The sequence below is a fragment of the Pedobacter psychrotolerans genome, from assembly GCF_004340665.1.
In the GTDB taxonomy this organism is placed as follows: domain Bacteria; phylum Bacteroidota; class Bacteroidia; order Sphingobacteriales; family Sphingobacteriaceae; genus Pedobacter; species Pedobacter psychrotolerans.
The window spans coordinates 579,683-604,017 of the sequence record NZ_SLWO01000003.1 but is presented as its reverse complement, the minus strand read 5'-3'; the positions used below and the strand labels follow the sequence as shown (position 1 = coordinate 604,017).

The 24,335-nt window shown below is 36.9% G+C and carries 25 protein-coding genes; 5 read left to right on the top strand and 20 right to left on the bottom strand.

All coding sequences use genetic code 11. The features are described 5' to 3' along the window. Positions 1-85: 85 nt before the first annotated feature. The 18 genes from gmd to EV200_RS09900 all read right to left on the bottom strand — a co-directional run bounded on the left by gmd (position 86) and on the right by EV200_RS09900 (position 19,981). A complete protein-coding gene (gene gmd / locus EV200_RS09980) occupies positions 86-1,222 on the bottom strand; it encodes a GDP-mannose 4,6-dehydratase (protein ID WP_132531849.1) in 1,137 nt (378 codons plus the stop codon). Between the two features lie 158 nt (positions 1,223-1,380). Further along, a complete protein-coding gene (locus EV200_RS21760; RefSeq protein WP_157263139.1) occupies positions 1,381-1,521 on the bottom strand; it encodes a hypothetical protein in 141 nt (46 codons plus the stop codon). 68 nt (positions 1,522-1,589) lie between these two features. Then, a complete protein-coding gene (locus tag EV200_RS09975) occupies positions 1,590-2,873 on the bottom strand; it encodes a nucleotide sugar dehydrogenase (protein WP_132531846.1) in 1,284 nt (427 codons plus the stop codon). A 158-nt stretch (positions 2,874-3,031) separates the two neighbouring features. Next, complete coding sequence (gene rfbA, locus EV200_RS09970; protein WP_132531843.1) at positions 3,032-3,892, bottom strand: glucose-1-phosphate thymidylyltransferase RfbA; 861 nt, start codon at positions 3,890-3,892, stop codon at positions 3,032-3,034. A gap of 36 nt (positions 3,893-3,928) precedes the next feature. Then, complete coding sequence (gene rfbD, locus EV200_RS09965) at positions 3,929-4,795, bottom strand: dTDP-4-dehydrorhamnose reductase (RefSeq protein WP_132531840.1); 867 nt, start codon at positions 4,793-4,795, stop codon at positions 3,929-3,931. Then, positions 4,788-5,336: a dTDP-4-dehydrorhamnose 3,5-epimerase gene (gene rfbC / locus EV200_RS09960; RefSeq protein ID WP_132531837.1), complete on the bottom strand. Its 549-nt coding sequence runs from the start codon at positions 5,334-5,336 to the stop codon at positions 4,788-4,790. The genes rfbD and rfbC overlap by 8 nt, the downstream gene beginning before the upstream one ends. Beyond that, the gene (gene rfbB / locus EV200_RS09955) at positions 5,336-6,388 is read right to left on the bottom strand and encodes a dTDP-glucose 4,6-dehydratase (RefSeq protein ID WP_132531834.1); all 1,053 of its coding nucleotides are present in this window, start codon (positions 6,386-6,388) and stop codon (positions 5,336-5,338) included. The genes rfbC and rfbB overlap by 1 nt, the downstream gene beginning before the upstream one ends. A gap of 333 nt (positions 6,389-6,721) precedes the next feature. Further along, positions 6,722-7,285 carry a DUF3109 family protein gene (locus EV200_RS09950; RefSeq protein ID WP_132532242.1) on the bottom strand — a complete coding sequence of 188 codons (564 nt, stop codon included), beginning with the start codon at positions 7,283-7,285 and terminating at the stop codon, positions 6,722-6,724. Positions 7,286-7,287: 2 nt separating this feature from the next. Then, a complete protein-coding gene (locus EV200_RS09945) occupies positions 7,288-8,061 on the bottom strand; it encodes a DUF3108 domain-containing protein (protein WP_132531831.1) in 774 nt (257 codons plus the stop codon). An 86-nt stretch (positions 8,062-8,147) separates the two neighbouring features. Beyond that, positions 8,148-8,663, bottom strand: coding sequence for a DUF2480 family protein (locus tag EV200_RS09940; protein ID WP_132531828.1), 516 nt, complete (start codon positions 8,661-8,663; stop codon positions 8,148-8,150). 64 nt (positions 8,664-8,727) lie between these two features. Next, on the bottom strand, positions 8,728-10,812 hold the full coding sequence (locus tag EV200_RS09935) for a peptidylprolyl isomerase (RefSeq protein ID WP_132531825.1): 2,085 nt from the start codon (positions 10,810-10,812) through the stop codon (positions 8,728-8,730). Between the two features lie 199 nt (positions 10,813-11,011). Then, positions 11,012-11,584 carry an LptA/OstA family protein gene (locus EV200_RS09930; protein ID WP_132531822.1) on the bottom strand — a complete coding sequence of 191 codons (573 nt, stop codon included), beginning with the start codon at positions 11,582-11,584 and terminating at the stop codon, positions 11,012-11,014. Continuing rightward, complete coding sequence (locus EV200_RS09925; RefSeq protein ID WP_132531819.1) at positions 11,584-12,897, bottom strand: porin family protein; 1,314 nt, start codon at positions 12,895-12,897, stop codon at positions 11,584-11,586. Before EV200_RS09925 ends, EV200_RS09930 begins: the two co-directional genes overlap by 1 nt. Further along, entirely contained in the window at positions 12,878-13,612 is a 735-nt protein-coding gene (locus EV200_RS09920; protein WP_132531816.1) for a type III pantothenate kinase, read from the bottom strand. The genes EV200_RS09925 and EV200_RS09920 overlap by 20 nt, the downstream gene beginning before the upstream one ends. 146 nt (positions 13,613-13,758) lie before the next feature. Beyond that, positions 13,759-14,739, bottom strand: a complete 981-nt coding sequence (locus EV200_RS09915; protein WP_132531813.1) for a DUF6427 family protein — start codon at positions 14,737-14,739, stop codon at positions 13,759-13,761. 551 nt (positions 14,740-15,290) lie between these two features. Further along, entirely contained in the window at positions 15,291-16,280 is a 990-nt protein-coding gene (locus EV200_RS09910) for a glycosyltransferase family protein (protein WP_132531810.1), read from the bottom strand. Positions 16,281-16,301: 21 nt separating this feature from the next. Further along, positions 16,302-17,156, bottom strand: coding sequence for a UDP-2,3-diacylglucosamine diphosphatase (locus EV200_RS09905; protein WP_132531807.1), 855 nt, complete (start codon positions 17,154-17,156; stop codon positions 16,302-16,304). Between the two features lie 323 nt (positions 17,157-17,479). Beyond that, positions 17,480-19,981, bottom strand: a complete 2,502-nt coding sequence (locus tag EV200_RS09900) for a YfhO family protein (RefSeq protein ID WP_132531804.1) — start codon at positions 19,979-19,981, stop codon at positions 17,480-17,482. Positions 19,982-20,110: 129 nt separating this feature from the next. Here EV200_RS09900 and EV200_RS09895 point away from each other — a divergent pair, with 129 nt between their 5' ends. The 5 genes from EV200_RS09895 to EV200_RS09875 all read left to right on the top strand — a co-directional run bounded on the left by EV200_RS09895 (position 20,111) and on the right by EV200_RS09875 (position 23,699). Further along, positions 20,111-21,214, top strand: coding sequence for an alginate lyase family protein (locus EV200_RS09895; protein ID WP_132531801.1), 1,104 nt, complete (start codon positions 20,111-20,113; stop codon positions 21,212-21,214). A gap of 35 nt (positions 21,215-21,249) precedes the next feature. After that, complete coding sequence (locus EV200_RS09890; protein ID WP_132531798.1) at positions 21,250-21,756, top strand: GbsR/MarR family transcriptional regulator; 507 nt, start codon at positions 21,250-21,252, stop codon at positions 21,754-21,756. A gap of 101 nt (positions 21,757-21,857) precedes the next feature. After that, positions 21,858-22,307: a hypothetical protein gene (locus EV200_RS09885; protein WP_132531795.1), complete on the top strand. Its 450-nt coding sequence runs from the start codon at positions 21,858-21,860 to the stop codon at positions 22,305-22,307. A 5-nt stretch (positions 22,308-22,312) separates the two neighbouring features. Further along, on the top strand, positions 22,313-23,239 hold the full coding sequence (locus EV200_RS09880) for a TIGR01777 family oxidoreductase (protein WP_132531792.1): 927 nt from the start codon (positions 22,313-22,315) through the stop codon (positions 23,237-23,239). A gap of 7 nt (positions 23,240-23,246) precedes the next feature. Continuing rightward, a complete protein-coding gene (locus EV200_RS09875) occupies positions 23,247-23,699 on the top strand; it encodes an SRPBCC family protein (RefSeq protein WP_132531789.1) in 453 nt (150 codons plus the stop codon). A 34-nt stretch (positions 23,700-23,733) separates the two neighbouring features. Here EV200_RS09875 and EV200_RS09870 read toward each other — a convergent pair whose 3' ends face one another. Together EV200_RS09870 and EV200_RS09865 are read right to left on the bottom strand one after the other, a co-directional pair. Further along, on the bottom strand, positions 23,734-23,988 hold the full coding sequence (locus EV200_RS09870; protein ID WP_132531786.1) for a DUF4834 family protein: 255 nt from the start codon (positions 23,986-23,988) through the stop codon (positions 23,734-23,736). Positions 23,989-24,102: 114 nt separating this feature from the next. Further along, the gene (locus EV200_RS09865) at positions 24,103-24,300 is read right to left on the bottom strand and encodes a YwbE family protein (protein ID WP_029281115.1); all 198 of its coding nucleotides are present in this window, start codon (positions 24,298-24,300) and stop codon (positions 24,103-24,105) included. Positions 24,301-24,335: the final 35 nt, after the last annotated feature.

The following is a 24,335-nucleotide window of genomic DNA, read 5'->3' as shown; positions in this document are numbered from 1 at the left end:
TCACTACCTTATATTATTTTAAATCAAGCATTTACCACTAAAACACCTTGAAAACGGCACACTATCATTCCTATTCTATATCTGATTATTCGAAATAATTAAGCGTTTTATAACCGCCTTGTTTAAGGTATTCATCCTTCTTCATTAAATTAAGATCAGATGTGATCATATCTTTCACCAATAATGGCAGATCATATCGAGGTGTCCAGCCCAATTTGGTTTTTGATTTGGTCGGATCGCCCAATAAAAGATCTACTTCTGTAGGCCTGAAATACTTCGCATCTACCCGAACAACGGTTTGACCTGGTTTTAAAAATTCTCCATTTAAACCCAAATTCCGTATAACCGTTTCGTCAATATCAATAATGACTCCTTTTTCATGCTCATCTTTCCCGGAGAATTCGATTTCAATCCCCAATTCAGCAAAGCTCATTCTGACGAAATCACGTACCGTGGTGGTTACCCCAGTGGCAATTACAAAATCTTCTGCCTGCTCTTGTTGCAGAATTAACCACATGGCTTCAATGTAATCTTTCGCATGGCCCCAATCTCTTTGTGCAGAAAGATTACCTAAATATAAGCAGTGCTGTAAGCCTAAGGCAATTTTACATGCCGCCCTGGTAATTTTCCTGGTGACAAAAGTTTCACCACGTAAAGGACTTTCATGATTAAACAAAATACCGTTACAGGCAAACATCTGATAAGCTTCACGATAATTTACAGTGATCCAATAGGCATACATTTTCGCAGCAGCATAAGGTGAACGCGGATAGAAAGGTGTAGTTTCGCTTTGCGGAACGGCTTGCACCAATCCATAAAGCTCAGAAGTAGAGGCCTGATAGATTTTTGTTTTTTCAGTCAAACCCAATATCCTAACGGCCTCGAGCAAACGCAAGGTTCCAAGACCATCTGCATTTGCCGTATATTCAGGCATTTCAAAACTCACCTGTACATGACTCATGGCCGCAAGATTATAAATTTCATCCGGTTGCACTTCCTGTACAATTCTAATTAGATTTGTGGAGTCAGTTAAATCACCATAATGCAGTTTGAAACGCACATTACTTTCATGTTGATCCTGGTAAAGGTGATCAATGCGGTCGGTATTAAAGGATGAAGCACGTCTTTTTATGCCATGCACAAAATATCCTTTTTTAAGCAAAAATTCCGCAAGATACGCACCATCCTGTCCAGTTACACCTGTGATTAAAGCAACTTTCATAACTTATCTAATTATTAAATTGCAAACATACTGAATAATTCATTTGATTGATAACACCCTGTTGCTTTTAGAAAACAGGAGCCAAACACATGGTAAGATTTCTTATCAAAGGATTTAAATCCAATTTTCTCAGAAAAGTATAATGACAAGGAAAAAAATTAAGTGAGTGAATTTTGCCTGTTAAACCTATTGCGCTTTTTACGTTTTTCATTTTCTTTTAAACGTCTAAGGGCGAGATAAGCGATTAAATTAGAAAAAACTACGGCAGCAATGCCAAGAATTTCAATTTTCGTAATCATAATAAAGGGATAAACTAAATTCAAAACGAAAAATCAAACAGAATGTTATATTTTTTCATTAAAAATCTTTACAACCTTGCATCTACAGCCTCGCGATTGATAAAAGATTTGGTATCAAAAATAATAGTGCCCTTATCTTTCCATAATTTGAAGTTAATTTTTTGGAAGGCATGATGTGCTACCGCTAAAATTACAGCATCATACTGGATAAAATCATCTTCAGCAATCAGATCAATACCATATTCTAACTTTACTTCTTCCCGGTTGGCCCATGGATCATGAACATCAGCCTGAATGCTGAATGATTGAAGTTCCTTATGAATATCGATCACTTTAGTGTTTCTGGTATCAGGGCAGTTTTCTTTAAAGGTAAATCCCAGGATTAAGACTTTGGCGCCCTGTATATGCTTATTACGTGCCACCAGCATTTTGATGATTTTATTCGCGACAAACATGCCCATATTATCATTTACACGCCTTCCTGATAAAATCACTTCTGGTTTATAACCCAATGCCTCCGATTTATGAGCCAGATAATAGGGATCTACACCGATACAATGCCCTCCAACCAACCCAGGTTTGTAGTTCAGGAAATTCCATTTGGTGGCTGCTGCGGCCAGTACATCAGAAGTATCAATTTCCATCCGGTCAAAAATCAGTGCCAGTTCATTAACAAAGGAGATGTTCACATCACGTTGTGCATTTTCAATGGCTTTGGATGCTTCTGCTACTTTAATGCTGGGTGCCAGATGGGTGCCTGCAGTAATGATGGTGGCATAAAGTGCGTTAACCTCATTTGCAATCTCCGGTGTAGAACCAGAGGTAACCTTTTTAATTTTAGTCAGGGTATTAATTTTATCACCTGGATTGATGCGTTCAGGGGAATAGCCACAAAAGAAATCCTGGTTATATTGAAGTCCCGAAACCCGCTCAAGCTCCGGTACACAGTCTTCTTCTGTACAACCCGGATAAACAGTTGATTCATAAATCACCAGATCTCCCTTTTTTAAAATGGAGCCAATCATTTCGCTGGCTTTCAGTAGGGGTTGAAGATCCGGCCTTTTCAGGTGATCTATTGGTGTTGGCACAGTGACAATATAAATACAGCAAGAGGCAAGATCGCCTAGATTAGAACTTAATCTTAAACCTTTTTCCGCCTCATTAAGCGCCAATACCTGCGCAAGATCAGGAAGGTTAGCCTCATGCGTAAGATCGACTAAATTACCAAGACTTTTCACCCTGCTTTCATTGATATCAAACCCAATTACACGAAAGTGCTTGGCAAACTCTACAGCTAAAGGCAAGCCAACATAACCCAGGCCAATGATGGCAATATCTTTTTTGGTATCCATAAATTTTACGATCGGGCCAAAGATATGGCATAATTTCTGATTCTGAAATCTTATGCCATACAGATGGGCTTAACCTATACCAAACGAGCCCGGATAAATCCGGGCCCGTTTGGTATTTTAGTATTGCTGTAAAATTTGACAGCTTTCTGCTATCTAACTTACTTAATTTGTTTCAGCAGGTAAGAACCATATCCGCTTTTCACCAATGGTGTTGCGATTGTTTTTAACTGTTCAGCATCTATAAATCCCATGCGATAGGCAATTTCTTCAATACAGCCAATCTTTAAACCTTGGCGTTCTTCGATGATCTGTACAAACTGACCCGCCTGCATTAAGGAAGTAAACGTACCCGTATCTAACCAGGCTGTACCACGGCTTAACACGCCAACTTTTAGTTTTCCACGTTCCAGATAGATGCGGTTAATATCGGTAATTTCATATTCTCCACGAGGTGAAGGTTTAATGTTTTTAGCAATTTCAACCACCTCATTATCGTAAAAGTATAAACCTGGAACCGCATAATCAGATTTTGGAGAAACGGGTTTTTCTTCAATAGAAATTGCCTTTTTATCTGCATCAAATTCTACTACCCCGTAACGCTCCGGATCAGAAACCTGATAAGCAAAAACAACACCGCCATCAGGATCTGAACTGGCTTGCAGTAATTTAGCCATTCCATCGCCATGGAAGATATTATCGCCCAATACAAGTGCAACCTTATCCTTACCAATAAATTCTTCGCCAATCACAAAAGCCTGCGCCAATCCGTTAGGCTCGGCTTGTACCGCATAACTCAGTTTACATCCAATAGCAGATCCATCGCCTAATAATTTTTCAAAATTAGGCAGATCATGCGGTGTAGAAATGATGAGAATTTCTTTAATCCCAGCCAACATTAAGGTTGACAATGGGTAATAAATCATGGGCTTATCATAAACCGGCATCATTTGTTTGCTGCAAGCAAGTGTAAGTGGGTGTAAGCGAGTACCGCTTCCGCCAGCAAGAATTATACCTTTCATATTTGAATTTTGATTTGCTTATGAAACGCTCAATAGCTAATTATTATTTTCTTTTAATTTCTGAATACATTCCACCAAACTATTTCTCCAATAAGGAATCGTTAAGTTAAAGGTATTTTTAATTTTGCTTTTATCCATCACTGAAAATGCAGGCCTGATGGCTTTAGTTGGATAAGCCGATCCTGGAATAGGATTTACTTTAACAGCTGTCTCACTGATATCAAAAATCGCTTTTGCAAAATCAAACCAGGATGTGACGCCTTCATTGCTATAATGGTAAATTCCATAAGCATCAGAACAGGATTCAATAACATCAAAAATAGCGTTTGCTAAATCTATGGCATAAGTTGGTGTACCTACCTGATCTGCAATGATATTTAATTCATCACGATCTGCACCCAGTTTCAACATGGTTTTAACAAAGTTATTGGCATATTCTGAATATAACCAACTGGTACGGAGAATAAAATGTGATTTTAGTAAAGCAATAACAGCCTTTTCTCCATCAAGTTTAGTTTGTCCGTAAACATTAATAGGATGGGCAATATCATCCTCCAGAAGCAATTTCACCTCATTACCTTCAAATACGAAATCGGTAGAGACGTGAATCAAGGTTGAACCATTAGCTGCACAGGCGATCGCCAGGTTAGCTGCACCCGTTTCATTTACAGCTTTCGCCAACTCCACTTCATCTTCTGCTTTATCTACAGCCGTATAGGCCGCACAATTAATCACAAAAGCAGGCTGCTCTTTAGACAACAGATCCTGAAGACCTGCCTGGTTCAGGATATTCGCATCAGTTTCTGATGGAAATACGATTTCTGTGATGCCGCGTCTGGAAGCTACTGTTTTCAGGCATTGCCCCAGTTGGCCTCCAGCACCAATAACTAATATTTTATCCATGATGCAGTTCAGCAAAAGTTTTTAACAAAAGATCCTTCTCTGACACGGACTGCTGATCCTGAGGAATCATCCAATCGATGTTTAAATCAGCATCATTATAGATTACGCCAGTTTCTGACGCTTTATTAAAGAAATTATCACATTTATAAAGAAATTCTGCAGTTTCACTTAATACGGAGAAACCATGCACAAAACCCCTGGGAATATACAATTGTAACTTATTTTCTGCACTTAAACGCACCGCCACATGATGGCCATAGGTTGGTGAACCTGGACGGGCATCAACAGCTACATCCAATACTTCTCCTTTGGTTACCCTCACCAATTTGGCTTGAGCAAATGCACCTGTTTGGGCATGTAAACCGCGAATAACCCCATAAGAGGAATAAGATTGATTATCCTGAACAAAGTCGCCAGATAAACCTGTTTTCTCTTCAAAGGTTTGTTTATTAAAACTTTCGAAGAAATATCCCCTCGGGTCATCAAAAACCCTGGGTTTAATGATGATACAGTCTTTTAATCCTGTTTGCTCAATTTCCATTATTTTTCGCTGTACTGCTTATCGTAATAGGACTGGTAATTCCCGGAAGTAACATTATTTAACCACGCTTCATTTTGAAGGTACCAGTCAACCGTTTTCGCTAAGCCTTCTTCAAATTGCAAGCTTGGCACCCAAGCTAACTGATTTTGAAGTTTAGTCGAATCAATAGCATAACGTAAATCATGGCCGGCACGATCAGTAACATAAGTAATCAGCTTCGCTGATTCTCCTTTTTCACGACCTAATTTCTCGTCCATAATTTCGCAAAGCAAATGGATCAAATCAATATTTTTCCATTCGTTATGGCCACCTATATTATAAGTATCACCGGTTTTAGACTGATGAAAAATGACATCAATAGCCCTGGCATGATCTTCCACCCAAAGCCAGTCACGAACATTTTCGCCCTTACCATATACAGGAACAGGTTTATTATTTTTAATATTATTGATGGCCAGCGGAATTAGCTTTTCTGGAAAGTGGTGTGAACCATAATTGTTTGAGCAATTGGAAATCACACAATCCATTCCATAAGTATCATGATAAGCCCGAACAAAGTGATCAGAGCTGGCCTTTGAGGCTGAATATGGACTATGTGGATCATAAGCAGTGGTTTCAGTAAACATCCCTTCTTCGCCCAATGCACCATATACCTCATCAGTACTTACATGATAAAAGCGTTTTTGATCGTACTCACCTTTCCAGTGTTCACGTGCGGCGTTAAGTAAATTAACTGTTCCAATAACATTGGTCATCACAAAAGCTGTAGGATCGGTAATAGAGCGATCTACGTGACTTTCGGCTGCCAGGTGAATAACGGCGTCAAAATTTTCCTTCCCGAATAAATCGCTCATCGCAACGGCATCAGTGATGTCTTCTTTAACAAACCGATAATTAGGCGCATTTTCGATATCAGTTAAATTGGCCAGGTTACCTGCGTAGGTAAGTTTATCCAGATTTACAATTTGATAATCTGGATAATTTTGAACAAATCGACGTACTACATGAGAGCCTATAAAGCCTGCCCCACCAGTGATTAGAATTTTTTTCACAGTTTAATATTTGTTTTCAATCGGCTAAAATAACATAGTTATTACAAATAAACAATTTAAGTGGTTGCGCATTTTGATTTTGAAGATAAATAACCTTAAAACCTGAGGGTGATTACTGCATCAAAACATGTATTTAGATAGGGCGAGCACACCAACATATAGGCAAATTCCTGAAGCAATTAAATGGCACTTAGCCTACATGCCTAGTCATATCCTATTGCTGTCCTATTGCATGATAGTTGCATGTTAAGGCATGTATTATGCCTGCATAACAATTTAAACTACAATAAAATTTTCATGCTTTTTCAATAGGTATGACTATAGAAAAATGGGTTACATAGCAGCAACAGAACTCTCCAGTTCTTTGTACCACTCTTCTCCATATTTTCTGATCAGTGGTCCTTTCAAAAAACTATAAACCGGGATTTTTAGTTCTCTTCCAAAAGTACAGGCATCATGACAGATATGCCAGCGATCGTAATTTAATACATCAAATTCGGGATATTTAGTAATGCGAATAGGGTAAAGGTGACAGGATATTGGTTTTTGCCAATCGACAATACCTTCCTCATACGCTTTTTCAATGGCACACTTGGTAATCCCATTCTCAAAAAGGACATAGGCACATTCTTTATTTTTATCTACACAAGGTGTAGTCAGATCTCCGTCTTCATCCACTACATAAGTGCCTTGTTCTTCAATAGCCCTGATGCCCTTTTCATTTAAAAGATGTTTGATCTTCGGATATATTTCTGCTAGAATAACGGTTTCCTCCTGATCCAATGGAGCGCCAGAATCACCTTCTACACAACAAATCCCTTTACATTTGCTTAAATTACAAACAAAATTCTCTTTTAATACATCTTCGTGCACCAGCACCTGTTCAACTTCTATCATCATTATTCTTTTGCCAAGGCATATTTTAAACCTGCGGCTGATTTTAATTCCATGGTTACAGCACCAACCAATATTTCTACCTGAGCTTTAACCGGAACACGATTTCCATCGTCTGTTACCCACAGGTATAGACGACTATCCTTTTTAAAAATACGTCCAGGTTTAATAGATGGGCTAAATTTGAGGCATCGTATATTTCCTAATTTACTTTTAATGGTTTCCTTACCTACATATTCTACTTGAAGTGCAGAGATTTCATCCTGCAAAAAGTAATTAAGCTTAAAAGTATCGCCTATTTTCATTTTACTGACATCCAGGCTTCGGGCGAAATAATAGGCTGATACTAGATCAAATGTCTGGTTAGTAGGCGTGTTAAACGTCCCTCTGTTAGAAACGACCTTTTTTCCATCCTGATTAAATCTTGCCTTATCCTGTCTTTTATAGCTTGCTTCCTTAATATTTTCCTGATAGAAATAGGGAAGCAGATCTGTTTTATCAATATAGGAATCATAACGATCCCTGATTTTGTAAAAAACATCAAAGGTACCGGAAGTTTGTGCATCAACTGATAACCTGTAGGTTGGCTTATTATCAAACTTCAAGTCAGAGTTGGTTACTTTGATTGTTGCTTCTGCAGCGGTGATAAACCCATACCGAAGTCGATATTGGAGTACCTCGCCATCCTGAAAAACAGCTTCCTTCTTTAAGGGTAATTGTTGTGCATGAATGGTGAACGTTAAAGTAACGGCTAAAAAAGTTAAAAATATATGTCTCATTTGCTTATGTGTCTATAGGTGAGTTCAACGATAATCACCTCTAAAATATCTAATCCTGATGAAAGATATACAAAAAGCAAACCAATTTAATCTTTTCTTTTAAATACAGGAACTGTTGAGCATGGTTCACCAAACATGATACTTTTTACAATTGGCGTTAATAAATTGGTAATCTCAACATATGCAGACACAGGAATATCAATATCACCGCAACCTTTTACCACTACACGTTCGTTGGCATAATCTGCAGCATTAATCTTTGATAATGCTTTCGTAATCAGTACAGCTTCGAGTGTATCAATCCCACCGAAAACAACTTGATGTGCATAAGGACTCATTTTATTAGCCAGCAACATGTAAGCCCAGGTAGGAACAATCGCATCGGCTGAACAAATAATGCCGACATTTTTATCTTGATATTGTGACCAGTCATGGTCTTTTATAAATGCCCTGAAATCCTTTTCCCTTAACATTAATCCATGAAAGAGATTATCTTTAATATCGTATATAACCCGCTCACCTGAGTGATAAAAATCTTCTAAGTTTAAGGTTATTAATCCGCTATTGGCTACTTTATTGACGATGTTTTCTTGTATCTCCATGGCACTAAAAAAAAAACCGTTCCGAATATACTTCGGAACGGTTACAAAACTACGTAATTTCTAATTAATAGAATTTCACACGATTGTCTTTTATCTTCGCATTATCTTGTAAGGCCTGGAAAGCAGATTGTAAAGAACGTTGTCCTAAACTCATTAACATTCCCTCTTTTTGTTTGAACATGTTTGCAATGGGTGCTGGATTAGTAAATCCATCAACAGAAAACAAATAAACACCACGTTCGCCATCTACCGGAGCAGAAACTTTACCTGGCTGAGCACCAAACACACTACCGACTAATTTATTTTCTTGCGCAATACCTGGAAGAATCGGGTTTGCGAAAACAATATTTTGTACTGGATTAACTGGACGAGCTACCTTAGAAGCAATTTGAGCTAAGCTTGCTTTGCCAGCACTATTAAATTTTTCCTTCAACATTTTAGCCTTCACAGCGTTGCGAACCATTGGCTCAATTTCTTTTTTAACCTGATCTAAAGTTAATATCCCTTTTGGTTTAACATCAGTTAGATGAGCAATCACGTAAGCATTGGCCATGGTGTAGATTTGAGGCAATACATCACCTTGATCTGCAGCATAAGCATCTTGAATTAATTTACGTGGATTATCTAATCCAGGTGCAAAACCCTGGGTAGCTGCAATTTTATCAGCAACAGCCACTTTCAGTCCTTTTTCCTTTGCATATTTAGAGAAGTCTTTTCCTTTAACATCATTCAGGAAACTACTTGCCGCTTTATAAGATGCAGCCTGTGTTTTACTACTTGGAGCTAAAGCTTTCTCTATGTAAGCTAGTTTAGCCACTTTTGATGAACCAATTTGTTTCTCAATTTTAATGATATGTACACCAAACTGTGATTTAACTACTTTAATGTCACCTGCTTTTCCTTCAAATACAGCGTTTTCAAATTCAGGAACCATTGCGCCACGTGCGAATGTACCCAGTTCTCCACCTTTATCTTTTGAGCCATCTACACTATAAGTTTGTGCCAACTGAGCAAAGTTTCCACCTTTTAAGATCAAACCTTTTAAAGAGTCTGCTAATTTGATGGCTTTATCTTCGCCACCCATTTTTGCCGGATCAAGTAAAATGTGGCTGGCTTTAACTGAATCCGGAGAGAAACGGATATCGACAACTTTCACCAGTTTATAAGAATTGTTTGATAAAACAGGACCATAGTAACTTCCAGCAGGTAGTGCGAAAACTGCTGAATCTACAGCCGGATCTAATTTACCTTTTGTTAGATAAGTATACGGAACTTTAACTTCTGAATTGATCGCCGCAAAAAGAGAATCATTTTTAGCAACTTTAAAATCTGCTGCAATTTTATCTATTTGTGATTTAACAGCTGCTGAATCACCCGCGGTTGGATTGATGTTAAAGGAAACATATTCAAAAGAACGGCTTTCCTGTGGATTATTGAAGCGTGCTTTGTTTTGATCGTAATACTCAGTATAATCCCCATCAGTTAATTTTACAGATGCATCTGGAATACTGGTATAATCTAGGCTCACATATTTAAAGTTAGCCAGTTTATTCCTGTTAGTATATTCATCTGTTGCTTCAAGTGAGGTTACATAAACAGAATTGCGGATTAAATTGGAATATTTAGTCTGCAAAGCCTGATTGGTAATTTCTTGTTGTAAAAGATTTGATTGTTGCAATGCCTGTGGTTCTTTAGATTTCAAGAAGTTCATTAAGGTTGCACGATCCAGCTGTCCGGTTTGAGGATTGGCAAAATATTGTTTTACCAATGGGCTCGGGTTTTGACCTTGCAGCAAATCCAATAACTCATCTTCAGAAACCGTAAGTCCTAAACGTTCGTATTCTTTGGTTAACAATACTTTCCCCAATTCAGCATTCCAGGCCTGATCTACAGCCATTGCAGTCATTTGTGAATTTACGCTTCCGCCGTATTGTTGTTTGAATTGATTTAAACTTTGATCTACTTTTGGTTGAAAATCATCAATACTGATGTCATTTCCATCTACAGAACCTACTACCTTTTGGTTTGCTGACCAGAAAGGCTTACCCACGTTAATTGCATCACCTACTAAAAATGCAACAATTGCAAAACCAATTGCGAAGACCAGGATATAGCCCGCACGGTTACGCAAAAATGTCATTAATCCCATATTGTACTTTATAAATTTATTTAGTTTTTTTTAAGAGGGCGCAAGATACAAATTTGCCTTAAAAAAGAAAACACAAAATTTTATTTATCAAGTGTTTAATTTTTAAGCAAATAGAATTACTTAATCAGGGAATGATGGATGGATAGAATGATAAAATTGTGTATAATTTAATTAAACGAAAACAGTATTCGATCATCATTTATGGCGCAACGCCTTCCTTCATATTTAACTGCCCACTGCCAGTCTCCATCTCATAAGTACTGAAATCCTGAGGGGCCTTAAAATTTATTCCATCTCCAATACTTCCATCAGCACCTTTAACATATACCCTTTGGTTAGAATAAAAAATCTTCTTTGCTTCATCCCAGATTAATTCTTCAGAAGAAAAGGTATCACCCTTATCATTTTTAACTACTACGTTTTTCCTGAAGATAGTTTGCTTAATCTCATCCTTTCTGATGGCATAATCACATACCAGATTACCATCAATAGTTCCTTTAGGATTAAAGAAATCGATATTAACACCTTTAATCATTTCTTCATAAGGCACACCAGTTGATGGCGTAACCTTATCCATGATTGGTGCTTTACCTCTCGCTTTAACCCTTGCTGAATCACTATAGATAATTTCGACACCAATTGTACGATCTCGGGTGAAGGTTATTTTTTTTTCAGATATGGCATTTGCTTTTTTTAGGTCATCTTCTCCACATGCTACCAGAAGAAGTGGCAGTCCCAACATCAAACCATAAAAAAGTGTTTGCAGTTTCATTAATCTACCCTGTATCTACGGAACCAGGTATCGTTAAGCGTGAAGCCAAGGTGAAAATTAATATATTGTTCTTTAACCAGGTTATTGGTTAGTGTGCCTCTCTGGCCTATCTCTGTAGTAAAATTGATTTTGTAGAAAGCCGAGCCTGCATTAGCTGTTGGAAGTGGAAAACCAAAACCGAATGATGCGCCTAGTTGTTTAATATCCTGATTCCCAATTTTAATATAGGTTTTATCATAGCTAACACCTAAACGATAATCAATCCGTTTCATATAGCTGTTATATGAAGTGTAATCTGGCGTCCATTGTCCACCCAATGATGCACCCCAGCTATCTTGTAAGCCGGAATTAACATTATTGATACTGGTTGCTGACCATTTACTCATTCTAAAATCTGCGCCAATTAACCATTTATCATTTTGTTGTAGCGAAATCCCGAAGTTATGAGATAACGGCAATGTTAAAGAAGATTTTGCTCCATTAACTGCGTTTAGCGTATCAGTGGCAACATTTTCAGTTCCATCTGCTGCTCTGGTATATTGTATAGCATAAGAATTTTGCTGAGAATTAATTTTAGAAGAACTGCTTCCCGAATAACCTAAGGTAAGCAGTGTTTTACTACCTAAATTAAAATCATACTGAATTCCATAAGAATAGTTTAGGCCACCAACGCTGTTTTTATTTTGAAGCTTCGCATTAATCGCACCTGCAGCGGTATACTCCGTAGCCCTGTTGGTTAGTAAATTTCCAAAAATATATTCAACGTTACCACCTATTCTTAAATGGTCTCCAAAACGGTGTCCGTAACCAAAGTATGCTTTAGATAAGCCACCTTCTCCTTCATAAAGCTGATTAACAGATTGGGTATCTATTTTAACACTGTTTTTGTAAGAATATCCAAGATCAGAATATGGCATAACACCAAAACTGATGGCAGATCTTCTGCTTACAGGGATAGCAAAGGCTAAATGACTAAATGTAGAGTTAAAACTTGATTCTGTTAAATCATTTTTAGACAAGTTGGTTAAATTGGCACTCATTCCAATATCAATGGTGGTTAAAGTAATGCCAGAATATGATGCCGGGTTTTGCATGTTGATATAATTAAACCCGGTTACTTTGTTCACAGCAGTAGAAATACCACCCATCGCCCTCAGCTGAGGAAGCAATGAACCTTTAATATTTCCAAGGCCAAATCTCGAATATGGTGATGATGTGGTAACCTGCGCCTGAGCTCCTAAACCACAAACTAGAACGAGTATGGCTGCAATATAATTTATTCTTTTGTACATTTTAATCTGCAATAGCTTCATTTAATCCTTTTAAAACCAAGTATGGATCTTTTATAATTTGAGGGGCAAAGATGCTGTTTTGTAATTGCTTAAACAAAAAATTAGCATCGCCCCCTGTTATAATCACCTTTAAAGTACTTTCCTTTATATTATTTAAGGCTATATAACCTTCAATTTCATTTATAATTCCTTGTAAAACACCATTTTTCATCGCAGAAATAGTGTCAAAGCCTTCCGGAATCCCTTCATTTGCATCCCAACTTACTTCAGGCAACCTTCCAGTATATTCATGCATTGATTTGAAACGCATTTTTATCCCCGGACTAATACTTCCTCCGAAATATTCACTTTTTCCTGTAAGCAGATCATATGTGATGCAGGTTCCGGCATCTATCACCAAACAAGCTTTACCAAAACCTAAACCATTCGCACCTAACATGGCTGCCCATCGGTCTAATCCTAAAGTATTAGGTGTTTGGTATCGGTTAATTACTCCATTTGTTAGTGAAGTTGAAAACCGGGTATAGTTTGTATGCTTTTTTAAATATCCCTCTAAAGGTGTGATTTCCTGATTTACACTACTGATAATTGCTTTTTGAGGCGAAAATCTATCAATCAGATATGCCAGATCAATAATACCTACTTTAAGCAAACGAAGATGATGGATAATTTCACGATCAGCAAAAACTGCTATTTTTGCTGATGAGTTTCCAATATCAATAGTTAATCTTTGCATGTATACATTATTATGCGATTATCTCCCGAACTGAAACCATACCTTTATCAACCAGATTAAAACCTAAACAAGCTTTAATGCGAAACTTCATGCCACAAAGCTATTAATCTTTGTTAAGTTTTGTTCTAGTTTTTTGTTAAAAAAGGTTAAACAAAAAGAAAGTATTGTACAGAAAGAACAAATAAAACAAATAGTATTTCATAGAACCACCGGATTTTGGCATTACTAAAATAATAGGCTAAAAGCACGGCACCAGGTGGCACACACAGCAAAAAATGCCAGGTGCGGAAGTGGGGTTTTAGATAGAAACTTGCCCCTGCAACAATGAACATAAAGAACAATAACTGAAAGGCTTTGCGGGTACTGATAAAACTTCTGAAGAAATTTTCACGAAGTTGAAGTGATGCCAGAATAATAATGACAGTAACCGGAATAAGCACCAGGTAATCGTTATAATTGATTTTAAAAACTGATGGAAATTTACTTCCCAGTGGCCTCCAAATCTGATAAAAAGAAACAATATTATTATTCCAGTAATAAAACACGGCCAGAAAAAAGAAGATGGTGAGAAAGCCTACAAGACCGGCAACCCATTCCCTCCAGTTGAATGACCTAAATAGCAAAAGGGCTAAAAAGATAAGCAACAGCATGGCCATAAACGGAAAGTAAATAAGTGTACCTACACCAATGATCATTCCGATATCAAAAACGGTTGTGATGGAATTTGCACTTTTATTTAATTTAAGAAATTTATCAATTAACCAGATGAGCAGGAAATTTGTAATTAATGCCGGACTTAAGACCATAAATGGCATAAATAAACTAGTGCCCGTTACATACATCAAAGCTGGTAAAAAACTTGGCTTAGCAAGCAGATTGTGATTATTCGCAACACGGTTAAATATTAAAGCCTGAATAAAAACCAATGTTGAGGCAATGAAAATGTTGGCTGACGGAGAAAGTGCATTGTCTAAATCTACGTTAATCAGCAACCTTGCAAAAGGCTCCAGAAAATCAAAATTCAGCTGAGCTGGCAACTCATAAAATATGGCAATACGCATAAAAAACGTGTAAGCCAATAGTAAAATGAGGTTAATAGGATTTAGCTTTCTAAACTGATTAATCATGCCTTTTTCAAAGAGATGCAAAGTAAAGAAAATAATTTAAGAAAGATTAAGGTGGAAAGACTAAAGCTTAAAGACCGAAGCAGAAAGCTTAAGCATTATTTTGTAGCTAAATAATACTCCAGTTTATATTCTTAAAGGATTTAAAAATATAACATCATATAATTGATCAAAGATATTTTGCAATTAAACAAACGCTCCAGCTTATATTAACTTCTATGCCTTATATGGTCCAAAAACATGACACCATGAGATTCTTGGTCGCGGTGACTTACCGGCTAATAAATAACAACCTTGCGATGAATAAGATGGTTGGTGAGCCACCAACCATGGGCCATATAATTGATCAAAGATATTTTGCAATTAAACAACGCTTCAGCTTATATTAACTTCTATGCCTTATATGGTTCAAAAACATAAAACCATGAGATTCTTGGTCCCTATTGACTTACCGACCAATAAATAACAACCTTGCGATGAATAAGATGGTTGGTGAGCCGACCATGACCAACCTTATATGGTCCAAAATATGATACCATGAGATTCATTTGAAATTAAACCCTTGCGTATTTTTTCACCATATCATCAATGATCTGAGCCGTCTCATCAGGAAAATCAAACTCATGTTTTTGAGGATTTGCTACCCAATCTTTAATTACAGGCAACCAGTTATCAGAGCTTCCCCAAATTACAGGCAAACCAAATTGCTTTAAAGCATAAGCATTACACTGTTGCTCAAACTGAAAGCGCATGGGCGCAACGAGTAATTTTTTCTTCAAATAAAGTGCTTCTGATGGGCCTTCAAAACCACCTCCGGTAAATAAACCCTCACAGGTAGCCAAACTCTTGTTGAATTTTTCATTGTTTACCGGTTCCACAATTACATTTCCTTCCTGATAAGCAACTTTACTGTGTTTTGAAAAGACTTCCCATTTCACCTCTGGCAATTGCGTAAAAAGCTTCACCAGTCGCTTATCATCTATAGCAGGTAAGTAAACGGTGTAATGTCCAAGATTTTCGGTTTGCATGGCCCTGATTTCAGATCGGATAACTGGGGTATGAATAAAACTGTCATACCGATCGAAGTGAAAACCAATATGATGCTTGGTCGGTGCATACCGACTTAAGATTAACTTACCCCAGTCTAACGTTTTAGGGCGTGGAACTTTTTTAGATTTAAATGCAGCCTGATGGCTTAAAGAAACGCAATCAATCCCTTGAATCTTACAGGCCCAGGCACTTACAGGCTCAAAATCATTAACAATAAGGTTATAATCCTTTAACTGAAGCTGCTTCATATCTTTTCTGAAACGGAAAAGATTCATGCTTAACCAGGTTTTGAAATGGTCAACACCACCCTTTTTTCCAAAGATAAAACTGAAACCATGTAGCTGATATTTTACTGGCTGACTTAGTTTTACATCGGCTTGTGTTCCACTAACCAAAATATCAAGTTCGCCATATTTCTGGAGTAACGGAATAATTTCACGGGCTCTGCTTATATGACCGTTTCCGGTTCCCTGTATTGCATAAAGTATCTTCATTTAAGCCCTAATATCTTAAATTTATTGAGCAATTTCATATTTTATATGCTGTAAAAGAATATTTACATCCAATTTGCTCTTTAAATCTTCTGAATCTGAAAGGATTCCATCATCTGTTTCATCCTTCACAAACTCTTTATGGTCATATTTAAAAATAGTCCAATTTTGATCCTGATATTCTAATGCTGTTAAACTTTCTACCCAATCACCACTATTCAGGTAAGTCACGCTTCCGCTTTCCATGGCAATATCTCGCTTCTCTGCCTGGTGTATATGCCCACAAACTACATATTCATAACCTTTTTCTATAGCCAGCTCAGCAGCTGTTTGCTCAAAACTATTAATAAACTTTACGGCATCCTTAAATCTGGCCTTGATCTTTTTTGAAAAACTCATTTTCTCTCTACCTAGGGCCGTAAGAACCCAATTTACAAAGCTATTGATGAGAATAAGACTATCATAACCAACTGCACCCATTTTGGCCAGCCATTTAGAATGTTGCATGGTTACATCAAATACATCACCATGAAAAAACCAGGCTTTCTTACCATCCAATTCCATGATTAGTTTATTCTGGAGATGAAATGTTCCCATTTCCATGCCATCAAATTTACGGAGCATTTCATCATGGTTGCCTGTAAGGTAGTGCACCTGAACTCCTTCAGAAACAAATTTCATTAATTTGCGAACCACTTTCATATGCGACTCTGGCCAGTAACGTTTGCTGAATTGCCAGATATCTATAATATCTCCATTTAAGATAAGGGTTTTAGGCTTAATGCTTTTCAGATACTTTAAAAGTTCTTTAGCATGGCAGCCATAAGTGCCCAAATGCACATCGGATATTACGACTACATCAACATTTCTTTTGTTCATAAATTAAAATTTGGGGGGACGAATGCTATTACCGCTTCAAAAAAGCAGTTCAGATATAAAAATACTGCCTTACCAGTCTTCTTCCTCATCAAGTTTTACCTCGAAAGGGCTAAAGAAATAAAGTATAATAATAAGCAGGCATACGGCGAAAAATGATTCTAACATATCATCTGATTTACATTACAAATGTAAGACACTGTCTATCAACCAAATGTTACGTGATTGTTAAATTATTCTTTAAATCATAATTAGGTTAAAAAGATTAGGCATAAAAAAACCCATGAGTATAAATCTCATGGGTTTTGAATAACTATCGTTTAGTTTTATGCCTTTACTTCTATTGATTTTTTCTTGTTTTCAGCATAAATACCGAAACCAAGTGCAGCAAGTAGCAGAATTGATCCCGCAAGAGAGATGTTTTCTCCTGCATAGTATGATGTTGGGTGGAAGATAAACTCAAGCTTATGGTTACCTGCTTCCAGTTTTGCCGCACGTAATACGTAATCTGCCCGGAAATAAGGTTTCTCCACACCATCAATATACATTTTCCATCCTTTATTGTAATAAATTTCAGAGAAAACTGCTACAACTTCCTTCGCTGTCGAATATTCGTAAGTTAAATGATCAGGATTATAGTTGGTTAATTTTATAAAACCTTCCTGTCCTGTACCTAAAATTTTGCTATCTACCAATCCTTTAAAGCTTTCATCTACAATAGCCTCTTTTCTAGCATCAAAACTGCTAATGGCTTTCATCTCCTCATCAGAATTTTTAACAAACTGTATGCTTTCTACAAACCAGGCATTGCCCGCAGCTGTAGGGTTACGCTGCATTTTGTATGATCCGGTTTTTTGATCCTGTGTAATGATGTATTTTGTGTTAAGCATATCCAATACATCCTGATTGATGCTTTTGGTAAACTGATGCTGAATAAGCTCATCAAAACGTTTTAATTTAGCCGCATGATAACCGCCAACTGTTTTGTGAAATGATGAGGTACTGGCATCATTAAAGGTATTGATAGAGGCATCGAAAACTCTGAAATTAGGATCCTTATCAGCTGATATAAAATTATCTACATCTCTAGGCTGAAAATAGTTTGAAACAGTCGTTTTTGGCTCAAAGTTTTTATTATTCAAATAGCGGCGATCTACCTGCCACATATCTACTAAAATGGCAAGCGCTAATAAACCGAAAGCCAATTGTGCATTTAATTTTTTTGTAATAAATGCCCAGATAATACCAAAACCTATTAAGATAAAAAGGAAGGAACGGAAAGCATCTCCACGACCAATAGCAATTCTATCTTCCACTAAACCATTCGCAATTTTCTGTGCAACACCTGCATTATTTTGCAAGCTCTGGGTTAAAGCCTGTACAATTTGTGCATGATTGGAAGCCTGAAAACTAAAGAATAGTGTAGGCGCAATAGCTACAATAAGCGCAAAACCACCAGTTATCCCAGCAGACCATGTTAGTTTCTTAACTAAAACTTTCTGATCAATATTGCCATCCTGCACTTCCTTAACTGCTAAAAGCGCTAATATTGGAACCATCAATCCAACTACAGCCAAGATTGATTCTACTGCCCTGAATTTATTATAAAGCGGGAAATAATCGAAGAAGAAATTACTTACCAGTGGGAAGTGGCGGCCGAATGATAATAATATAAATAATATTGTTGTGGACAGAATCCACCATTTTAAAGGATTGCGAACGATGAATAATCCAAATACGAATAAGAAACAGATAATTGCACCAAAGTAATAACCTCCTTGAGTAAAAGGTTTTTCACCCCAGTATTGCTGCATATTTAACTGCTGTCCCAATTGCTGAATGGCTTGAGTGGTTTGCGCCTGGTCTCCGCCCGTAATTTCAGCTACGGCTTTGTACATATTTCCATCAGGCTTAACCAGCTCTTCTACACCGGATGCACCGCCATATAAATCCGGTATTAAAAAAGTAAAACTTTCACCAACACCCTGGCTCCATTGATACGCATACTCTTTTGACATTCCAGAGTCTTTATCACTTGAAGTTTCTGCTGTAAGGTTGGATTTACCACGATTGGTTTCTTTTGCGTATTCTGCTGTTGACCATAGTAAACTGGCATTAATCATTATGGCAAGCACTACTGATAAAGCAAGAAAGCCAAATGATTTAATCAAATTTGAAATCGTTTTATTTCGATATGCCTGATAAAGCTCTACCAAAACGAAAACCAAAATAGCCAACAATAAATAATAGGTCATCTGCACGTGGTTGGTCCTGATTTCCAAGGCCAGAAAAAGTGCTGTTAAACTTGCGCCATACCAATACTTCCCTCTGATAGTGAGAAGAATACTGGCTATAATTGGCGCAAAAAAGCCAATTGCAAGCGCTTTACTACTGTGTCCACTAGCAATTAAAACAAAATTGTATGTTGTAAATGTAAATGCAATGGCACCAGCTGCTGCCAGCCATGGATTAACTTTTAATACGATAAATAAGAAGTAAGCCCCGAAAAGCAGTAACAATACAGTACCCGTTGGATTTGGCAGTGCCTTCGTGATTAAAGCAATTCCATAAGTTGCGCCGTTATAGGCGTAAGGTACCCAGATTTGGTATGCAGGCATTCCTCCAAACATCTGGTTAGTCCAGAGTGGTGCTTTGCCATCCTTTTCCTTAAAATCCATAATTTCCTTTTGCATGGCCTGCGATTGGATCACATCGCTCTGCGCTGGCGCCTTACCCTGTAAAACAGGACTGAAGTAGGCAAAAGTAATGACTACAAAAATTGCTATGATGGCTAAGTGAATGCCATTTTTGTTAAACCAGTTATTCATTAAGGTTTGTTTAAATTAAAGGAATGTCAAAAATAAAAAATTGGTCGGTATAAAAAAGGAATAAATTAAATGTGAGTAGAATAAAAAATTAGTTTTGCATAATCAAAACTTTAATTCAATCCGTTTATTATGAGAAAGTTTGTGCTCACAACGCTAATATTTACCTCTTGTTTGATCGTTAAGGCTCAAATTGTAAGTTTAAGCAAGGAAGAGATTAGTGCTTTAAAAGCCGAGATTACAAACAATCCGCAGGCAAAGAAAATATATGCAAGCTTTCAAAAATCTACAGCGCTTTATTTAAATCAGCCGCCTAATCCAATTGATACCATACGAACCGAAGGCTTATTAAGAGGCGACCCAAAAAAGGAAAAAACCAAATTGGCATTGCCGGATATGAATAAAATGTTTGCCTTGGCATTCCAATACCGACTCACAACTGATCGTAATTATTTAAATAAATGTATTTCATTTTTAAGCGCCTGGGCTAAAATTAATCATTCTAGCGGAGATCCCATTGATGACACCAATCTGGATAAAGCCATTGAAGCATATGATCTGATTAAAAATGATATCCCTTTAGCTGATAAAAAACCCATTGACGACTGGTTAAGCGAAACCGCAAAGGCAGAAATTAACAGTAAGCGTATGAAACCGGGAAAAGCTACTGCCATTAATAATTGGAATGCACACCGGCTAAAAGTAGTTGGGGAAATTGGATATGCTTTAAATAACCGTGAATTTATTGACTGGACCATAGATCATTTAAAAAGCCATATCAATATCAACCTATATGCTGATGGAAGCAGTCTGGATTTTAAACAAAGAGATGCCATGCACTATCATCTTTACGATTTGGAACCCATGTTAAAACTTGCTATTATCATTAATCGGGGAGAAGGCACCAACTTTTACACTTATCTATCTCCAAATGGCTCTTCAATAAAAAAGTCTGTTGATTGGCTAATCCCGTATATAAAGGGAGAAAAGAAGCATGAGGAATATGTTAATACAACCGTTAAGTTTGATCACGATCGAGCCAAGAATAATGAACCAGGTTTTGCATCCGGAACACTATTTGAACCGAAACTAGCCATACCGCTTTTAAAATCAGGAATTTATTTTGATCAGGAATACAAAAATTTGCTTAATCAGCTATTGAACGGACAATCAGATATGAATCAAATTATTGATCATATTAAACAGAAAAACAGAAAACAAATAAACTTTCAATAATTTTTGAAAGTTTAATAAAATTATTATCTTTGTTTATGGAATTAGCAGCAGCCAAATTAAAATTTATCGAAGCCTGGGGCAAATTAGGCTCCGAATGGGGAATTAACCGCACCATGGCTCAGGTACATGCTTTATTACTGATCTCTCCAAAAGCTTTAACCACCGAAGAAATCATGGAAGATTTGAGCATCTCCAGAGGGAATGCCAATATGACCTTAAGAGATTTGATAGGCTGGGGTCTCATTGAAAAACAACACAAAGCAGGTGAGCGAAAAGAGTATTTTTTTGCTGATAAAGATGTTTGGAACATTGCACGCCAGGTGGCTAAAGAACGTAAAAAAAGGGAGTTGGAGCCAGTACTGAAAGTATTAAATGAATTATCTGCTGTTACAGGTGATGAAAAAGATCCGGAATTGATCACGTTTAAAAAATCAGTCGCTGATATTAATAAACTCGCCGGCAATGTTGACAAAACATTAGAGACTATGTTAAAAGCCGAAGAAAGCTGGTTTTGGGGATCAGTATTAAAGGTTTTTAAATAAAGCTAAGTATATAAATACAAACCTAAGCCTTATATGATTATACGGCTTTATTTTTCAATCATAACTTTCATTTTTTACCGAAAGTTTTAAAATTAAAAGAAATGAAAACACTTCAGAAACATATCAGTTACCGTATTGCATACTTGTTATTAACATGGTTTACTACTTCTTATATTCTTACTGCCTATGCGCATTTACTTACCGATTATGTTCCTTTAGGTGGAAAATATAGAGAGTACCTGATTTGTGGCGGGCAGATAATTTTTCAAGGGCTAATTATTCTAGTCTATAAAAAAGAAAAGTTATGGGATTATCTGGGCAATATGATGACGATATCTTTTGCAGGATCAATTTTGCTTACACCTGGACTCATCGTTAATCATTTCTTTGACATTGATCCTGTAATGTATATACTCTATTTTATGTTGGTTGCAGGATTAATGTTTCTGGAACACATTAGAAGGAGCAAGTTGCTGCAACTAGGCTGGCTAATGAGTATCACCTGGGCCATTTATCGCCTAATTGTTTTAGGATTAATCTTTAATATTTAAAAATCATGAGTTATCAAAAAATTATTCTGGCAGGAGGAAATGGATATCTGGGTGGCTTATTGGCCAAACATTTCAGTAGCATCGCTGAAGAAGTAATTATCTTATCCAGAAAACCTCAGGTACAAAAGGGAAATATCAGCACCATTCTTTGGGATGGAAAAACAGCAGGCACATGGGTTCAAGAACTCGAAGGTGCAGACTTATTGATCAATTTATGTGGGAAAAATGTAAACTGCCGTTACACGAAAAAAAACCAAGAGGAGATCATAAATTCAAGAGTGGTGCCCACCCGTTTATTAGGTAATGCAATTAAAAATTTAATAAAGCCTCCTAAACTTTGGATAAATGTGACATCCTCCACCATTTACAGACATGCTGAAGATCATCCGCAAGATGAGTATACCGGAGAAATAGGCTATGGATTTTCTATTGATGTTTGCAAAGCCTGGGAAAACAGCTTTTTTGAAAATAAATTGCCTCAAACTAGAAAAGTAGCCTTAAGGATGGGCATAGTACTGGGCAGAACTGATGGTGCCTTCCCAAGGTTATTAAACTTGGTTAAGTTTGGATTAGGTGGAAAACAAGGCGACGGGAAACAGTATGTTAACTGGGTACATGAGCAGGATGCAATTCACACCATTGAATGGTTAATTAATCAACATGAAATAAATGGCGTAGTGAACTGTACAGCACCAAATGCAGTAACCAATAATGAGCTGATGCAAGCAATTAGAAAAGCTTATGGTATTCCATTCGGTTTGCCCACACCCGCATGGTTGCTATCCATTGGTGCAGCAATTATCGGGACAGAAACAGAACTCATTTTAAAAAGCAGATGGGTTAAGCCTGCCATTTTACTTGATCACGGATTTGAATTTCAATACGGCAAAATAGATGAAGCTGTACATGATATTTTAAGCTTAAGGGTATAAAATAAATATGTCAGTCATTAGACTTAAAACACAGATAGCTGCATCTCTGGAGAAATGTTTTGATCTCGCCAGAAGTATTGATTTGCACATACAGTCGATGCATTCTACACAAGAAAAGGCTGTAGCAGGTAGAACTTCGGGGTTAATTGACCTGAATGAAACTGTAACCTGGAGGGCTAAACATTTTAAAGTTGCATTCAAAATGACAATTAAAATAACGGAGATGGAATATCCTAATCATTTTACAGATGAGATGGTTACAGGTCCTTTCAGTAAACTACATCATCACCATCAGTTTAAATCTTTGTGCAATAAAACAGAGATGACTGATGTTTTCGAATTTGTTTCACCTTTTGGTTTGTTGGGTAGATTTGTGAATTGGTTATTTCTGAAAAGATATATGCAGAAGTTATTATTGGAACGAAATAGAATGATAAAAATGGAAGCAGAAAGGCAATAAACTAAAAACCCTGAAGCAGGTTCAGGGTTTAACACTATTGTTTAACTTCTTCATAATCTACAAAATCACCAAGTTTATCGGTTTTACCCGTTTGTTTTGGCGGCATGTAATCTATAGAAATCGAACCTTCGGGTTTCGATCGTCTTTGCTGCTGTTGTGTCTGGCCACTTGCCTGTTGTTGCATTTTGCTCGCCAGGTTTCCAAACAGCATAGGTAATATTAGCCGAATCAACATTCTGATGATCCAAAGTACTAATATGGCTATGAAAATGAACTTTATTAATCCCATTCCTTAATTTACTGTTATTACAAATATAGACGTACGAAGATTTATTTTGTTACTTTTTACGTCTTTGATTGCATTTCCATTACAATAGTTAACATAATTATGCCAAATAAAGTTTTATTCTGCTACAATCTCTGCTACCCTGCCAACCTGACCATCATCTAATCTTACCTTAATTCCACGTGAATGAAATGCAGATGAAGTCAATAAATCTTTAACTATACCATAAGTAATATTACCAGATCGCTGATCCTTTTTTAAGATGATCCCAACTTCTAATCCTGCGTAAATATCTTTTCTGTTTTGCCCGTTCATTATACTGTGCTTGTGTTTGGCAAATTTCTACATTT

Bases quoted from the DNA above. Each gene is read 5' to 3' on its own strand.
- gmd (WP_132531849.1), bottom strand. From the start codon at position 1,222: ATGAAAGTTGCTTTAATCACAGGTGTAACTGGACAGGATGGTGCGTAT.
- EV200_RS21760 (WP_157263139.1), bottom strand. From the start codon at position 1,521: ATGATTACGAAAATTGAAATTCTTGGCATTGCTGCCGTAGTTTTTTCT.
- EV200_RS09975 (WP_132531846.1), bottom strand. From the start codon at position 2,873: ATGGATACCAAAAAAGATATTGCCATCATTGGCCTGGGTTATGTTGGC.
- rfbA (WP_132531843.1), bottom strand. From the start codon at position 3,892: ATGAAAGGTATAATTCTTGCTGGCGGAAGCGGTACTCGCTTACACCCA.
- rfbD (WP_132531840.1), bottom strand. From the start codon at position 4,795: ATGGATAAAATATTAGTTATTGGTGCTGGAGGCCAACTGGGGCAATGC.
- rfbC (WP_132531837.1), bottom strand. From the start codon at position 5,336: ATGGAAATTGAGCAAACAGGATTAAAAGACTGTATCATCATTAAACCC.
- EV200_RS09950 (WP_132532242.1), bottom strand. From the start codon at position 7,285: ATGATAGAAGTTGAACAGGTGCTGGTGCACGAAGATGTATTAAAAGAG.
- EV200_RS09945 (WP_132531831.1), bottom strand. From the start codon at position 8,061: ATGAGACATATATTTTTAACTTTTTTAGCCGTTACTTTAACGTTCACC.
- EV200_RS09940 (WP_132531828.1), bottom strand. From the start codon at position 8,663: ATGGAGATACAAGAAAACATCGTCAATAAAGTAGCCAATAGCGGATTA.
- EV200_RS09935 (WP_132531825.1), bottom strand. From the start codon at position 10,812: ATGGGATTAATGACATTTTTGCGTAACCGTGCGGGCTATATCCTGGTC.
- EV200_RS09930 (WP_132531822.1), bottom strand. From the start codon at position 11,584: ATGAAACTGCAAACACTTTTTTATGGTTTGATGTTGGGACTGCCACTT.
- EV200_RS09925 (WP_132531819.1), bottom strand. From the start codon at position 12,897: ATGAAGCTATTGCAGATTAAAATGTACAAAAGAATAAATTATATTGCA.
- EV200_RS09920 (WP_132531816.1), bottom strand. From the start codon at position 13,612: ATGCAAAGATTAACTATTGATATTGGAAACTCATCAGCAAAAATAGCA.
- EV200_RS09915 (WP_132531813.1), bottom strand. From the start codon at position 14,739: ATGATTAATCAGTTTAGAAAGCTAAATCCTATTAACCTCATTTTACTA.
- EV200_RS09910 (WP_132531810.1), bottom strand. From the start codon at position 16,280: ATGAAGATACTTTATGCAATACAGGGAACCGGAAACGGTCATATAAGC.
- EV200_RS09905 (WP_132531807.1), bottom strand. From the start codon at position 17,156: ATGAACAAAAGAAATGTTGATGTAGTCGTAATATCCGATGTGCATTTG.
- EV200_RS09900 (WP_132531804.1), bottom strand. From the start codon at position 19,981: ATGAATAACTGGTTTAACAAAAATGGCATTCACTTAGCCATCATAGCA.
- EV200_RS09895 (WP_132531801.1), top strand. From the start codon at position 20,111: ATGAGAAAGTTTGTGCTCACAACGCTAATATTTACCTCTTGTTTGATC.
- EV200_RS09890 (WP_132531798.1), top strand. From the start codon at position 21,250: ATGGAATTAGCAGCAGCCAAATTAAAATTTATCGAAGCCTGGGGCAAA.
- EV200_RS09885 (WP_132531795.1), top strand. From the start codon at position 21,858: ATGAAAACACTTCAGAAACATATCAGTTACCGTATTGCATACTTGTTA.
- EV200_RS09880 (WP_132531792.1), top strand. From the start codon at position 22,313: ATGAGTTATCAAAAAATTATTCTGGCAGGAGGAAATGGATATCTGGGT.
- EV200_RS09875 (WP_132531789.1), top strand. From the start codon at position 23,247: ATGTCAGTCATTAGACTTAAAACACAGATAGCTGCATCTCTGGAGAAA.
- EV200_RS09870 (WP_132531786.1), bottom strand. From the start codon at position 23,988: ATGGGATTAATAAAGTTCATTTTCATAGCCATATTAGTACTTTGGATC.
- EV200_RS09865 (WP_029281115.1), bottom strand. From the start codon at position 24,300: ATGAACGGGCAAAACAGAAAAGATATTTACGCAGGATTAGAAGTTGGG.